This is a genomic window from Pseudomonas paraversuta (assembly GCF_904063065.1).
In the GTDB taxonomy this organism is placed as follows: Bacteria; Pseudomonadota; Gammaproteobacteria; order Pseudomonadales; family Pseudomonadaceae; genus Aquipseudomonas; species Aquipseudomonas paraversuta.
Map to the genome: position 1 here is coordinate 418638 of NZ_CAJFCL010000002.1, position 14156 is coordinate 432793.

17 protein-coding genes are annotated in these 14156 nt (G+C 56.9%); 6 read left to right on the plus strand and 11 right to left on the minus strand.

From position 1 onward, the window contains the following. Positions 1 to 29 precede the first annotated feature (29 nt). Entirely contained in the window at positions 30 to 1040 is a 1011-nt protein-coding gene (locus tag JQ845_RS05055) for a zinc-dependent alcohol dehydrogenase family protein (RefSeq protein ID WP_203008655.1), read from the minus strand. A 54-nt stretch (positions 1041 to 1094) separates the two neighbouring features. Then, positions 1095 to 1391, minus strand: a complete 297-nt coding sequence (locus tag JQ845_RS05060; protein WP_010657033.1) for an ArsR/SmtB family transcription factor — start codon at positions 1389 to 1391, stop codon at positions 1095 to 1097. Between the two features lie 192 nt (positions 1392 to 1583). On the opposite strand from JQ845_RS05060, the gene hemB reads away from it, so the two are divergent. Beyond that, positions 1584 to 2558 (plus strand): porphobilinogen synthase, encoded by a 975-nt coding sequence (gene hemB / locus JQ845_RS05065; protein WP_003445756.1) that lies wholly within the window; start codon positions 1584 to 1586, stop codon positions 2556 to 2558. 90 nt (positions 2559 to 2648) lie between these two features. Next, the gene (gene surE / locus JQ845_RS05070; protein WP_203008656.1) at positions 2649 to 3410 is read left to right on the plus strand and encodes a 5'/3'-nucleotidase SurE; all 762 of its coding nucleotides are present in this window, start codon (positions 2649 to 2651) and stop codon (positions 3408 to 3410) included. Between the two features lie 8 nt (positions 3411 to 3418). Here surE and JQ845_RS05075 read toward each other — a convergent pair whose 3' ends face one another. Continuing rightward, the gene (locus JQ845_RS05075) at positions 3419 to 4354 is read right to left on the minus strand and encodes a LysR family transcriptional regulator (protein ID WP_003445752.1); all 936 of its coding nucleotides are present in this window, start codon (positions 4352 to 4354) and stop codon (positions 3419 to 3421) included. A 473-nt stretch (positions 4355 to 4827) separates the two neighbouring features. Between JQ845_RS05075 and JQ845_RS05080 the strand changes: the two genes are divergently transcribed. Then, positions 4828 to 6123 carry a Wzz/FepE/Etk N-terminal domain-containing protein gene (locus JQ845_RS05080; protein WP_003445751.1) on the plus strand — a complete coding sequence of 432 codons (1296 nt, stop codon included), beginning with the start codon at positions 4828 to 4830 and terminating at the stop codon, positions 6121 to 6123. Here JQ845_RS05080 and modC read toward each other — a convergent pair. The 6 genes from modC to JQ845_RS05110 all read right to left on the minus strand — a co-directional run bounded on the left by modC (position 6115) and on the right by JQ845_RS05110 (position 9954). Further along, complete coding sequence (gene modC / locus JQ845_RS05085) at positions 6115 to 7203, minus strand: molybdenum ABC transporter ATP-binding protein (protein WP_203008657.1); 1089 nt, start codon at positions 7201 to 7203, stop codon at positions 6115 to 6117. The genes JQ845_RS05080 and modC overlap by 9 nt on opposite strands. A gap of 2 nt (positions 7204 to 7205) precedes the next feature. Then, positions 7206 to 7886, minus strand: coding sequence for a molybdate ABC transporter permease subunit (gene modB, locus JQ845_RS05090; protein ID WP_003445736.1), 681 nt, complete (start codon positions 7884 to 7886; stop codon positions 7206 to 7208). After that, positions 7887 to 8654, minus strand: coding sequence for a molybdate ABC transporter substrate-binding protein (modA, locus tag JQ845_RS05095; protein ID WP_203008659.1), 768 nt, complete (start codon positions 8652 to 8654; stop codon positions 7887 to 7889). A 121-nt stretch (positions 8655 to 8775) separates the two neighbouring features. Continuing rightward, positions 8776 to 9432 (minus strand): DNA oxidative demethylase AlkB, encoded by a 657-nt coding sequence (gene alkB, locus JQ845_RS05100; protein ID WP_203008661.1) that lies wholly within the window; start codon positions 9430 to 9432, stop codon positions 8776 to 8778. 3 nt (positions 9433 to 9435) lie between these two features. Next, entirely contained in the window at positions 9436 to 9615 is a 180-nt protein-coding gene (locus tag JQ845_RS05105) for a hypothetical protein (protein WP_003445731.1), read from the minus strand. A 36-nt stretch (positions 9616 to 9651) separates the two neighbouring features. Further along, positions 9652 to 9954 (minus strand): DUF1883 domain-containing protein, encoded by a 303-nt coding sequence (locus JQ845_RS05110; protein WP_003445729.1) that lies wholly within the window; start codon positions 9952 to 9954, stop codon positions 9652 to 9654. 210 nt (positions 9955 to 10164) lie between these two features. Here JQ845_RS05110 and JQ845_RS05115 point away from each other — a divergent pair, with 210 nt between their 5' ends. After that, the gene (locus JQ845_RS05115) at positions 10165 to 10515 is read left to right on the plus strand and encodes a hypothetical protein (protein ID WP_003445727.1); all 351 of its coding nucleotides are present in this window, start codon (positions 10165 to 10167) and stop codon (positions 10513 to 10515) included. 191 nt (positions 10516 to 10706) lie between these two features. On the opposite strand, the gene JQ845_RS05120 is transcribed toward JQ845_RS05115, so the two are convergent. Continuing rightward, the gene (locus JQ845_RS05120) at positions 10707 to 10988 is read right to left on the minus strand and encodes a hypothetical protein (RefSeq protein WP_003445711.1); all 282 of its coding nucleotides are present in this window, start codon (positions 10986 to 10988) and stop codon (positions 10707 to 10709) included. Positions 10989 to 11014: 26 nt separating this feature from the next. After that, positions 11015 to 11206, minus strand: a complete 192-nt coding sequence (locus JQ845_RS05125; protein WP_203008663.1) for a hypothetical protein — start codon at positions 11204 to 11206, stop codon at positions 11015 to 11017. 283 nt (positions 11207 to 11489) lie between these two features. On the opposite strand from JQ845_RS05125, the gene galU reads away from it, so the two are divergent. Next, complete coding sequence (gene galU, locus JQ845_RS05130) at positions 11490 to 12329, plus strand: UTP--glucose-1-phosphate uridylyltransferase GalU (RefSeq protein ID WP_003445709.1); 840 nt, start codon at positions 11490 to 11492, stop codon at positions 12327 to 12329. A 131-nt stretch (positions 12330 to 12460) separates the two neighbouring features. Next, complete coding sequence (gene gorA / locus JQ845_RS05135; protein ID WP_003445707.1) at positions 12461 to 13819, plus strand: glutathione-disulfide reductase; 1359 nt, start codon at positions 12461 to 12463, stop codon at positions 13817 to 13819. The last annotated feature ends 337 nt before the right edge of the window (positions 13820 to 14156 follow it).

The window sequence follows — 14156 nt, forward strand, 5'->3', positions numbered from 1 at the left end:
GCACTGTCAATGCGCCACCGGTGATGGGGTCAGATGTCCAGCACGATCTTGCCAAAATGCTGGTTGGTTTCCTGGTACTTGAACGCCTCGACAATCTCGCTCAGCGGGAAGTGCCGGTCGATGACCGGGCGCATGCCGCTGGCATTGATCGCCCGTACCATGTCCTGTTGCTGGCTGCGGCTTCCTACCAGTACCCCTTGCAGACGCACTTGCTTGATCAGTGCCGGGACAAAGTTCATGGCGCCGCTGGTGCCGCTCAAAATACCGATGATCGAGATATGCCCGGCCACGCGAATGGCGATCATCGACTGTTCAAGGGTCTCAGGACCGCCGACTTCGATGATGTGGTCCACCCCGCGACCGCCGGTGAGCGCACGGGCCGTCTCGCCCCAGGCAGTGTCCTTGCGGTAGTTGATGACGTGGTCAGCACCCAGTGCTTTGAGACGCTCGAGTTTTTCATCGCTGGAAGAGGTCGCGATCACGGTGGCGCCGGCCATTTTGGCGAATTGCAGGGCGAAAATCGAAACCCCGCCCGTGCCCTGGACCAGCACCGTGTCGCCGGGCTTGAGCGAGTCATCGGCCATCAAGGCGCGCCATGCGGTCAGACCTGCGGTGGTCAGGGTAGAGGCCTGGGCGTGGCTGTAGCCGGTGGGGGCGAGGGTAAACGAGGTGGCCTTGGCTGTGACTTGCTCACGGGCATAACCATCGATGCCATCACCGGGTACGCTGACAAAGCCCTCAACCAGCGGGGTGCCGTCGATCCACTCCGGGAAGAAAGTGCTGACCACCGAATCGCCGACCTTGAACTCGCTGACCGCACTGCCGACGGCAATCACTTCACCGGCGCCATCCGCCATGGGAATACGTTTTTGACTCGGTCCCCACATGCCGCTTACCACGGCGAAGTCGTGATAGTTCAGGGAGTTGGCATGTAAACGTACAGTGATTTCGCCACTGCCAGGTGCGCGTGCTTCGCTGCTGCCAACGACCACATTTGGATAACCGCCGCCGGGTTCAACGAAGATAGTTTTAATGCTCACGGGATGTCCTCAAGTTTTCACATTACGCAAAATAACGAAATGATCGGTTAAAAATTACAACTCGACTTTCAGCCTAGCCGCAAAGTCATCTATCGCCTGCTCATTGCGCCGGTAGTACGTCCACTTGCCGATGCGTGTGGTGAGGACAAAGCCTGCACGCTGCAAAATGGCCAGGTGCGCCGAAGCAGTGGAAGGGGAAAGACCGGCCTTGTGCTGCAAATGGGTCACGCACACGCCGATTGCAGGATCGCCATGATCCTGGCGCGGGAAATTGCTGAGCGGGTCTTTGAGCCACTCCATCATTTGCATGCGAGTGTCATTACCCAGGGCTTTGAGCTGTTCAAGAATCATGGTCGGCGATGTTACGCTTTTTTACGAAATGTACAACCGGAGCCTATGCGCCATGGATGCAGTTACTGCCTGCGACAACAGGCCGCAGGCCGGCCGGATGTTTTGCAATTGCAGGGTCAATCCTGTATTTGTTGCGCCATTGAGCCTTGGCCAAGGCTCGTCTGTCTATGAACCTGCCCATCAGGAACCATGATGCCTAACCAGTTCCCTTCTGTTCGTCCCCGCCGCCTGCGCCGCTCGCAAACCCTGCGCGACATGTTTCAGGAAACCGAATTCAGCCTTAACGACCTGGTGCTGCCGATTTTTGTCGAAGAAGAAATCGACGACTTCGTACCTATCACCAGCATGCCGGGTGTGATGCGTATTCCCGAGTCCAAACTGGCCGGCGAAATCGAACGCTATGCCCGTGCAGGGATCAAGTCGGTGATGGCATTTGGCGTGTCGCACCATCTGGATGCCACAGGTAGCGATTCATGGCGTGAAGACGGTCTGGTGTCGCGCATGGCCCGTATCTGCAAGGATACCGCCCCGGAAATGATCGTGATGAGTGACACCTGCTTCTGCGAGTACACCTCCCACGGGCATTGCGGTGTGATGCACGATCATGGCGTGGACAATGATGCGACCCTGATCAATCTGGGCAAGCAGGCCGTTGCCGCCGCTGCGGCAGGCGCTGATTTCATCTCGCCTTCTGCGGCCATGGATGGTCAGGTTCAGGCCATCCGCAGCGCGCTGGATGCTGCCGGGTTTATTGACACTTCGATCATGGCGTACTCCACCAAGTTCGCTTCGGCACTCTATGGTCCTTTCCGTGAGGCGGGTGGCAGCGCGTTGAAAGGCGATCGCAAGTCGTACCAGATGAACCCGATGAATCGTCGCGAAGCGATTCGCGAGTCGCTGCTGGACGAGCAGGAGGGTGCCGACGTGTTGATGGTCAAGCCCGCCGGCGCGTACCTGGACATCATTCGTGACGTCCGTGAAGCCTCGCGTCTACCTCTGGCGGCGTATCAGGTCAGCGGCGAGTACGCGATGATCAAGTTCGGCGCCCTGGCCGGAGCCATCGACGAAGCGCGGGTTGTTCGTGAAAGCCTGGGCTCGATCAAGCGGGCCGGCGCAGACATGATTCTGACCTACTTTGCGATGGATCTGGCATTGCAGGGCATCTAGCAGGAGCGTCGAGCGGCAAGTTGCGAGCCGGACAATCCGGGCTTTTGCCTTGCCGTTCTGGGCGACTCCCCAACAACAAGGAGTTCAGGCATGACGGTCGCTCGACTGCAACGAATTTTGATTACCAATGATGACGGGATCGACGCCCCGGGTCTTGAGGCCCTTGAGGCTGTGGCTCGGGAACTGGCAGACGAGGTCTGGGTGGTCGCCCCGGACCATGACCAGAGCGGTATTTCCACCGCCATCAGCATCCATCACCCGTTGCGGGTGACTGCCCGTGGCGAGCGCCGTTTTTCGGTGTCCGGAACCCCGGCCGACTGTGTTGCGATGGCCTTGCAGCAGTTGATGGACAGCCCGCCGCAGCTATTGCTGTCCGGCATCAACAAAGGCGCCAATCTGGGGGTCGAAACCCTGTACTCCGGCACGGTGGGAGCGGCGATGACCGGCCTGTTGCTGGGTATCCCCTCCATTGCCCTGAGCCAGTACTTCACCCGTCGCGACTCGGTGCGCTGGGACACGGCCCGCACACTGGCGCCCGGGGTGATTCGCCAGTTGCTGGGCAAGGGCTGGGAGCAATCAGCGTGCCTGAACATCAACTTCCCGGACGTTGCGCCCGAGCAGGCCGGCCCCGTACAGATCACTCGCCAGGGCCATGGCCGTATGGACGGGGTGAGTGTGAACGAGCGTACGGACTTTCGCGAGTCCAGCTATTACTGGCTCAGTATCAGCCGCCACCAGCACCCCGAAGCCGCCGATACAGAAACCCGGGTTGTCACCCAGGGCGGGATTTCGGTGACCCCACTGCAGTTCGATCGCACCGCCCAGGCCTTGCGCGAGCAACTGCAAGGGTAAGTCTGACGCTATGCCCAATGCGCCGGGTCGTCGACGATGGCCTGGTGCTGATCAAGCACCTTCGGAATTTCCTGCTTGAGAAACTCGACCCAGGTTTTGACCTTGGCATCCAGAAAGCGTCGCGAGGGGTAAAGCGCGTAGATGCTTTTTTCGTGCAACCGGTATTGAGGCAACAGGCGCACCAGCGCACCGCGCTGATAGGAACCGACCGCCACGTAATCCGGCAACAGGCAAACCCCGAGTCCGGCTTCGGCGGCCTGGGCCATCGCTTCAGCCACATTGACCTGAAACACGCTGCCGGGGCGAATCGACTGTTCACCCTGATCATCGCGGAAGGTCCAGCTGTCGGTAAACAGCGGGTCAACCAGATGCAGGCAGCGGTGCTGGTTGAGGTCGTCGGGAGTCTTGGGCGTGCCCTGGCTTTGCAGGTAGGACGGTGCGGCGCTGATGACGCTGAAGATACTCCCCAGTTGCTGACCGATCATTTCCGAGTCGGGCAGGTTGGCCGATAACGTGATCACCACGTCATGGCCTTCTTCAAGCAAGTCGGGTTGACGTTGAGACAGGGTCAGATCGACATCGACCTGCGGGTACAGCTGCGAATAACGGGCCACCAGTGGCGCCAGGAGCTGGATCCCCAGCCCGGTGGTGGACTGTACGCGTAAATGGCCGCGGGGAATCAGATGGGCACCGGCCGCTTCGGCATTTGCGTCCTCTATTTCGCCAAGAATCATTCGGCAGCGCTCAAGATAGCGCGCACCCACCTCCGTCAATGCCAGCCGCCGTGTGCTGCGCTGCAGCAGCCTGGCTTGCAGCGAGGATTCAAGTTCAGACAGCAAGCGCGAGGTTTGCGCTGTGGAATAGCCCAGCGCCTGAGCCGCAGCGGTAAAACTGCCTGTCTCGACCACACGGACAAACACCCGCATTGCCTGATAAATATCCATGCTGATTATTACCTCACACGTAATCGTGCTTTTTTGTGGCGGCAATAATTACACAGACCGTGAAAATATTCCGCCATCTGATAGCGCTACCCAAGGGCGCGTACAGGCAGTAATGGTTGCGGGCTGGTGCCCTGAAGCATGGCGGTGGGCGCAGGTGCGTCAGCAGTGGGAGTGCTGCGATAGCGGGTAGAAAAGCAGTTGGCCAGGATCAGTATGAGATTTCGTCGTAGGAGAAATCTGAAAATTAGCAGTGGCACATTATTGGAAGTGTGAAGTAAGTAATTTAATCGAAAAAAACGACAGCCAGTCTCTAGATAAACCTTGATTTCATTCTGGTATGTAGTTGATTCTAAAGCAGAGGGATCTTTTCTCTTAATAGGCTGTCAGACACTACGCTTATTTTTAAAGCGCAGTTAAGCGTTAATTGTCAAGAGGTGAACTCGCCAAGGAGTTCAGTTCACAGGGCGTATACTTTGAAAAAAACCGAGCAGCAGCGAACAGGCAACTCAAGCGCAGAGATCGATCTGTTGGACCTGTTTCATTCGTTCTGGCAGCAAAAAAAGTTGATCGCGGGAGCCATGGGCGCTGCCGGTTGTATTGCCCTGGGCTACGTCCTGTTGGCGCAGCCTGTCTATCAGGCCAGTTCCCTGTTGCGTCCTGCGGCCATCAACGAGCTTGATGCGCTTAACCGTTCGGATGTCTACACGCTTCCCCCTCGAGACGCGTTGCTCAAGATCGGTTCGGCACTGGAGTCCTACGACACTCGCTACAGTTACTTCCGCTCCCATGAAGAGTTGTTCAAGCCGCTGGCACGCAAAGGCCGTACGCTTGAGCAAAGTTTTGAGATTTTCAATCGTGATGCGATCACTCTGATCCAGCCCGATCCGAAGCAAGCGGCTTCATTGAGCCCGTATATCAAATTGGAAATTACCTATCCGGATACGCTCAATGGCGTTGAGATCCTCAACGGTTTTGTTGAATACGCTATCAATAGCCAGCGTGAGCAAATCAGTGCCGACCTGAAAGTCATCATCAATAACCGGCTCAGGGAACTGGACGGAAAGATCAATGCTGCACGTTCAGCCTACCAGTCCGATAAAGAGGGTGAGATTGCTGCGCTGACCGAGTCAGACAAGGTCAAGTCGGCAAAACTCAAGGACGAATTAAAGGCCTTGCGCTTGCAGCTCAGAGCCGAACGCGATTCACGCATTGCGCAGTTGAACGAAGCCATTGCCATCGCCACCTCATTGGGTATCAGCCGTCCGACCACCCCCTCGTCGATGGGTGATGTGGCTCAAGGCGGGTCCTCCAATCTCATGCGCACTGAAATCACCTCGCAGGCTACGCCGCTGTACTTCATGGGTACTCAGGCGCTGCAAGCAGAGCGCGCAGCCTTGCTCAAGCGCACCTCTGATGATTTTACGGACAAAAGAGTTTCGGAGATCGGCAAGGAACTGCAGCTGCTTGAGACCAACCGTCAGGTCGAAATGCTCGGCAGGCGTACCAACGAAGACCTGTTCCTGAAAAACATCGATCCGTTGCGCGCGGAAGTTGCACGTCTGGGCAATTTGAAAACCGATATGAGCCAACTTGGGCTGGTCAGTATTGACCGCCTGGCGCAAGCCCCGATTGATCCGATCAAGCCGAAAAAGGCCTTGATCATCGGACTGGGTCTGGCAGTGGGGCTGTTACTGGGGCTGACCATTGCAACGGCGCGATACCTCATGCAACGCCGCCGTGAACCTTGGCAGGGCAATCACTCAGACTAATACCGCTACCGATTTAACCTGTATCCAGAGGTTTTGCCCCGGATGCAGGTTCAACTGGTCACGGGAGTAGCGGGTGATACGGGCCAGCATTGCACAGCCATCCACATCCAGCCGCACCAGAACATGGGCCTGATTATCAGCCCCGGTTTCGCTGATGACGGTGGCCTGCAGGCTGTTGAGAATGCTGCTGTGCTCACTGGGGTCCAGGCTCAGGCTGATGTCGCGGGCCTGTACCTTGAGCCGCAACGTCTGGCCGACTGCCAGCGGCCCATGGGCAACTCTCAGGTGTTGCGTGCTGCCTGGCAGTCGCAGGGTCAGCAGGTTGTAGTGCGCATCATAAGCAGCGACCCTGCCTTCGATCACCACCCCGGCGTCGTCATCCCGAGCAAGGGGTAGATCAAGCCTGGCCAGGGTTTCACCGATCGGACCACTGGCAAGCGCCTTGCCTTCACTGAGCAACACCATATGGTCAGCCAGACGTGCAACTTCGTCCTGGGAGTGGCTCACGTAGAGCACCGGAATATCCAGCTCGGCGTGCAGACGTTGCAGATAGGGCAGGATTTCACGCTTGCGCTGGCTGTCCAGAGCCGCCAGCGGTTCGTCCATCAGCAATAGCTTCGGGCTTGTCAGTAGCGCCCGGGCGAGACCGACCCGCTGGCGTTCGCCGCCGGACAAGTTATTGGGCGTGCGCTGCAGCAGGTGGGTAATACCCAGCAATTCGGTGGCATGGGCCAGGTCCACCCGCCGCTCATTGCGCGCAATGCGCCGCAGTCCGAACTCCAGATTGGCCAGCACCGACAGGTGCGGGAACAGGCTGGCTTCCTGAAAGATGTAACCCAGTGCGCGTTTATGTACCGGTACGAACAGATTGCTCTGGCTGTCCTGCCAGACTTCATCATTGATTTGCACAAAGGCCTGGCCGGCACGTTCAAGTCCGGCTATGCAGCGCAAACAGGTAGTTTTCCCCGAGCCGGAATGGCCATAGAGTGCCGTCACCCCCTTGCCGGGCAGTTGCAGGTCCAGGTCCAGGTCAAATCCCGGGTAACTGAGTTGCAGTCGGACATTTATCTGCGAGGTCATGCTCAACTCCAGCTTGCTTGAGATTTGCGGCTCGAGTACAGCGCCAGTAACACCAAAAACGAAAACACCAGCATTGCGCCAGCCAGCCAGTGTGCCTGTGCATACTCCAGGGCTTCGACGTGATCGTAGATCTGTACTGAAACCACCCGGGTTTTCTCGGGAATGTTGCCGCCAATCATCAAGACCACGCCAAATTCACCCACGGTGTGGGCAAAGCCCAAAATTGCAGCAGTGATAAAACCAGGTCGCGCCAGGGGCAGAACCACGCTAAAGAAGGTATCCCACGGATTGGCGCGCAAGGTGGCAGCCACCTCCAGTGGCCTGGGGCCAATGGCCGTAAATGCGTTCTGCAAAGGCTGTACGACAAAGGGCATGGAGTAGATGACCGAGCCTATCACCAGGCCTGCGAAGCTGAAGGTCAGGGTGCCAAGGCCGATGGCCTGGGTGAACTGGCCCACATAACCATGGGGCCCCATCGCCAGTAGCAGATAGAAGCCGATCACGGTGGGTGGCAATACCAGAGGCAGGGCGACAATTGCCCCGATCGGTCCCCGTAACCGTGACCGGGTATGGGCCAGCCACAGTGCAATGGGAGTGCCGATCAGAAGCAAAATGACCGTGGTCAGTGACGCCAGTTTCAGGGTCAGCCAGATTGCGGCGAAGTCAGCACTCGAGAGCGTCATTTACAGTTGATAACCGTAGGATTTGATAATGGCCTCGGCTTTCGGTCCTTTCAGGTACTCGGTCAGGGCCTTGGCGGCGGGGTTGTTCTCGCCTTTCTTGAGAATCACTGCGTCTTGCTTGATCGGATCGTGCATGGTCTCGGGGATGATCCACGCAGAGCCATGACTGACTTTGCCGTCTTTAAAGATTTGCGACAGGGCGACAAAACCCAGCTCGGCATTACCTGTGGACACGAACTGATAAGCCTGGGTGATGTTCTGGCCTTCAACAATCTTGTCCTTGACCTTGTCGGTCAGGCCCAGTTTAGCCAGCACTTGTGTTGCTGCCAGGCCGTAAGGTGCCGCTTTCGGGTTGGCAATGGACAAATGCTTGAACTGGTTTTTTTCCAGCACCTTGCCGGCATCATCGACATAGCCGTCCTTGGCAGACCACAAGGCCAGAGTGCCAATGGCATAGGTGAAACGGGAGCCAGGAACTATGTCGCCTTCTTTTTCGAGTTTCTCGGGGGTGCTGTCATCGGCCGCCAGAAAAACTTCGAACGGAGCACCGTTTTTAATCTGGGTATAGAACTGTCCGGTGGCGCCATACGCGGCAATCAACTTGTGCCCGGTGTCTTTTTCAAATTCGCTGGCAATAGCCTGAATCGGTGCGGTGAAGTTGGCTGCCACCGCCACCTGCACTTCATCGGCCTGGACGCCGGTGACAGCGAGACACCCGATCAGTGCAGCAAGTGCGCCGGGGGTAAAGGATCGAACGCGTACATTCATGACGAAACTCCGTTAGAGGCGAGGGCGGCCCATCTTTATTGAGTTGTATCGGGCGCTAGGAAGATAAACGGTATATAAAAAAATACATAGCGTTTTGCTGTCTGGCGCAGTGCCCCGTGACTCAGCCTGCCTTGCGCAGAGTGATATTTATGCGTTGTTCTCCCAATACCGGGTGCTGCCCCGGCTGGATTGGCAGCACACCGTGGTAGCGCAGGCGGTCAACGCCACCCCAGACCACGATGTCACCATGAAATAAGGAAATGCGTTGTGCCGGGTCGCTGCGCTCAAAGCCGCCAAACTGAAAAACAGCCGGCAACCCCAAAGAGATCGAGACAATGGGCGCTTCAAGGGAACGTTCGTTTTTGTCCTGATGCAGAGACATTTTTGCCCCGGGGACGTAGCAATTGATCAGGCAGGCATCGGGGACGAAATGTTCAAAGCCTGCTGCGCCTGCGGCCGCTTTGGCCAGCGCGAGGAAGGTGTCGGGCATGGCAGGCCAGGGCTGCTTGCGCAACGGGTCGACCGGGCTGTAACTGTAGCCATTGCAATCACTGGTCCAGCCCAATTCGCCACAGCTGCTCAAGCGCGCCGACATGGTGAAACCGCCGGGCGTCTGCATGTGCCGAAAAGGTGACTGGATCAAGACGCCGGCCAGAGCCTGCAAGAGTGCCTCGGCCCACGGCAAGGCAAACCCGCGAAGCACAAACCCCTGCTCGCTGATGCTTTGCAGTCGGGCGGGTTGCTGCAGGTCCTCGTCAGCAAACAGGTCGAGAGTCATTGGTTAAAGCGGCTTGCTCGCTTTGACATCAGTGATCTTGTCGTCCGAGCCGGCGTGAATGATTTCAAGCGCTGCGCGGGCTTCTTCATCGGAGCCGGTGGGTAGCTGTGCAAACTCGAAACGACGCTCGCCGTTGAGTTTGTACTTGATCACGTATTTAGTGGTGTTACGCGTAGTGTCCACAATATTTCCTGTCTTTGAAGGCCGGGGATGTCAGGCTTAGCGGAGTTTGGAGCTGGAGCGACGCACGATCTTGATCGTAGGCTGGAAGCTTGGCTTGCGGGTCACGCTAATCGCCCGGCTGGTAACGGTATCAATGGTGATGTTCCAGAAGCCGGTGCTGGGTGCCGTGATTCTGGCCGGGAAATCCTTGAATGCGCCGCCGTGGTAGGAGTGACGGCCACCATTTTTGAAGCTGCGAAAATGTGCGTCGCTCATCAGGCGAATATTGCAGGGTTGAGAGCACTCGATGACGACAATGTCGTCTTCGTTAAGGTGCTCGCGCTGGTGAATAAATTTCATGGGGGCTCCAAGGGGAGGGCTTTAGCTGAAAAATCAGCAAGATAGCATGTGCTTTAGTCCAAAAAGGAGACTAAAGCCGCATATTATGCCTCGATGCAGACAAGTCTGACGCAAAACGCGGATAATTCGCCACAATTGAATATTTATTCCCTGTGGCCGGGGAGAAAACCTGGAGATCCACTGTCGTAGGATCTTTAACGGAGGAAATGTATGAAGCGGGGCGTTCTGTTGGCAATGCTGGTTTTGGGTGGCTGTGCATCAGTCACGGATATAGAACAGACGCTGCCCACCATGAGTGTGATATCAGGCAAGAAGCCTGATGCGTACGCTCAGTGCCTGGTACAACAACTGTCCAGTACTCGAAGGGCGCCACAAATTGAGCCGCATAAAGAAGGTTTACGAATCATCGTCCCGCAAAAGCTGACGTCGAATCCTACAGCCGTGATTGATATTGAAGAGCGTTCCGGCGGCAGCAGCATCAAGGTCTATGAAAGCATGTCCAACGTGCCGGTGCGTCCGGGAGATATCCGCAAAGCCGCAACCCATTGTATTTCTGGTTGATCGCTGGCAATCCGGGCCCACTGTCGCCTCTGTAAAACCTGACGGCTGCTGCTTGCGGTGTCAGGTTTTTTTGTGCCCGGGATTAAACCCGGTGCAAGTGCAGAGGGCGTTCAGACAGCAAGCCGGGGCTTGGCGTTAGCGGCAGGTTATTGCTGTGGCCAGTGGTATCTCCAAGGTCTGTCCTGAGCAAACTACTTGCACACCACCACAATATTTCGGCTGTTGAAATTGCCCACATCTACGCCCAAGGTTTTCTGACTATTGTCCGCCACCGGTGAGCCGTCAGTTCCCACAATGCTGTAGCCGGTCCCGGCACAGGAGGCGTCAGCCTTTTCGTAGCACTTGGCCCAGGACATGGCCTCGCCAGAACAGTCTATGCTCAGTCCTTGCTTGCCATCCACCAGATAGGTGCTGGATGCAGTGGCACAGCCGCCAAGAACCAATAGTGCAAGAAGCGTCAGGGGCTTATTCATCAGGGTCAGTCTTCGAGAGTTAGGGGTCAGGATTTATTGTTGCGTCGACGGGCTGCGGGTGCTGGCTGATCCTGGAGTACAGAGGCAACCTCTACTGCGGCCTGTTCCGACTCAAAAGGACCGGCGACTTGCTCGTCAGCCGAGTCGGTAATCCACCATTGATTCGGGCTGACATTTTTTATCAGGTAACCGTTGATGCTGTTTGTTGTGGCGGGCATGGTGCAGTGGCCTTGTTGGCGGGGGAATGGGCGTAATAATAGCGCTTATTCAGGGCTTAAAGCTCGAGTAATGCCAGTTTGCCCACACTGCTTGAGAGCCCGTGCGGGCTGGTCCACAGGTCATGTGGAGCAGTGGCGATTAGAAAAACAGGCAATAAGTGAACTAACTGGCGCAAATTTTCTCTATGTTGGCATCAGTTTGCTATCGGGAGGCATTGTAAGCTCGAAGCCGCCTGATTAGACTGCGCCAAAATTCGAACGTACAGCCCTTTTAAGGACTCATATGATCAAGAAATGCTTGTTCCCAGCAGCCGGTTACGGCACTCGCTTTTTGCCAGCGACCAAAGCCATGCCTAAAGAAATGCTGCCGGTGGTGAACAAGCCACTGATCCAGTACGGGGTTGAAGAAGCACTGGACGCTGGCCTGAACGAAATCTCCATCGTGACCGGACGTGGCAAGCGCGCACTGGAAGACCACTTCGATATCAGCTACGAGCTGGAAAACCAGATCAAGGGCACAGATAAAGAAAAGTACCTGGTCGGTATCCGTCGCCTGCTGAGCGAATGTTCTTTCTCTTACACCCGTCAAACCGAAATGAAAGGCCTGGGTCACGCGATTCTGACCGGCCGCCCGCTGATCGGCGACGAACCCTTTGCCGTAGTACTGGCGGACGACCTGTGCGTCAACCTGGAAGGCGACGGTGTTCTGACGCAAATGGTCAAGCTGTACAACCAGTATCGCTGCACCATCATTGCGATCCAGGAAGTTGATCCCCAGGAAACCAACAAGTACGGCGTTATCGCTGGCGACCTGATTGGCGACGACCTGTACCGCGTGCGCAACATGGTTGAAAAACCGGCGCCCGAAGATGCTCCTTCGAACCTGGCCATTATCGGTCGCTACATCCTGACTCCGGATATTTTCGAACTGATCAAACAGACCGAGCCGGGTAAAGGTGGCGAGATCCAGATCACCGACGCCTTGATGAAACAGGCGCAAAACGGTTGCGTAATTGCCTACAAATTCAAAGGCAAGCGTTTCGACTGCGGTGGTGCTGAAGGCTACATCGAAGCCACCAACTTCTGCTTCGAGAACTTCTACAAAACGGGCAAAGCTTACTAACAGAGCCCGTCTGTAACGTTTCAAGAGAAAGCCACCTGCGGGTGGTTTTTTCGTTTTTTTACATTCGTCAGCACCGGTGCTGGTCAATCGCGCTGAAGTGATTATGCTGATGAGCTGCCCAGGAGATAGAAATGGCCTACGAATTTGATTTGTTTGTAATTGGTGCGGGATCCGGCGGTGTGCGCGCGGCCCGTTTTGCTGCAGGTTTCGGTGCCAAAGTCGCGGTAGCTGAAAGCCGCTATTTGGGCGGTACGTGCGTCAACGTCGGGTGTGTACCCAAAAAGCTGCTGGTCTACGGCGCACATTTTTCCGAGGATTTCGAACAGGCTTCGGGGTTTGGCTGGAGCCTGGGCGAGGCGAAGTTTGACTGGCCAACCCTGATCGCCAACAAGGACCGCGAGATTCATCGTCTCAATGGCATCTACCGCAACCTGCTGGTCAACAGTGGCGTGACCCTGCTCGAAGGCCACGCCAGACTGACCGGTCCCAACGAAGTGGAGGTCAACGGTCAGCGCCACACCGCCAAGAACATACTGATTGCTACCGGTGGCTGGCCGCAGATCCCTGAAATCCCGGGTCACGAACACGCGATCAGCTCCAACGAAGCGTTCTTTCTTAAAGAGTTGCCAAAGCGTGTACTGGTCGTGGGCGGTGGTTACATTGCGGTGGAGTTTGCCGGGATTTTCCACGGGCTGGGCGCCACGACTTCGTTGCTGTATCGCGGCGAGATGTTCTTGCGCGGTTTCGACGGAGCGGTGCGCAAGCATCTGCACCAAGAGTTGATCAAGCGCGGGATGGACGTGCAATTCAACGCCGATATTGCCCGTATCGACAAGCAGGCGGATGGCAGCCTCAAAGCCACCCTCAAAGATGGCCGCGAGCTGGTTGCCGATTGCGTGTTCTATGCCACCGGACGTCGTCCGATGCTCGATAACCTGGGGCTGGAGAACACCGGGGTCAAACTCGACGAGCGCGGTTTTGTTGAAGTGGACGAGCTGTACCAAAGCGCCGAGCCATCGATTCTGGCGATTGGCGACGTGATTGGCCGGGTACAGTTGACGCCGGTTGCACTGGCCGAAGGCATGGCCGTGGCACGGCGTCTGTTCAAGCCTGAGCAGTACCGCCCAGTGGACTACAAGATGATCCCGACTGCGGTGTTCAGCTTGCCGAATATCGGCACCGTGGGCTTGAGCGAAGAGCAGGCGATTGAAGACGGGCACCAGGTGCGGATTTTCGAGAGCAGCTTCCGGCCGATGAAACTGACCCTCACAGAGTGCCAGGAACGCACACTGATGAAGCTGGTGGTTGATGCCGACACCGATAAAGTGCTGGGCTGCCACATGGTCGGACCAGAGGCGGGGGAGATCGTCCAGGGCCTGGCAATTGCCTTGAAGGCCGGCGCCACCAAGCAGCATTTCGACGAAACCATCGGCGTGCACCCGACCGCAGCCGAAGAGTTCGTGACCATGCGTACCCCGGCCAAAGGTTAAGAGCCGGCTCCCACACCTGCCTGTAGGAGCGAGCTTGCTCGCGATGGCGGCGACGCGGTTTACCTGAAAAACCGCGTTACCCGCATCGCCGGCAAGCCGGCTCTCACACCAAAAACAGCATGCCCAACCCCGGCCTATACCTGTAGGAGCGAGCTTGCTCGCGATGGCGGCGACGCGGTTTACCTGATAAACCGCGTTATCCGTATCGCCGGCAAGCCGGCTCTCACACCAAAAACAGCATGCCCAACCCCGGCCTATACCTGTAGGAGCGAGCTTGCTCGCGATGGCGGTGACGCGGTTTACCTGAAGAACCGCGTTACCCGCATCGCCGGCAAGC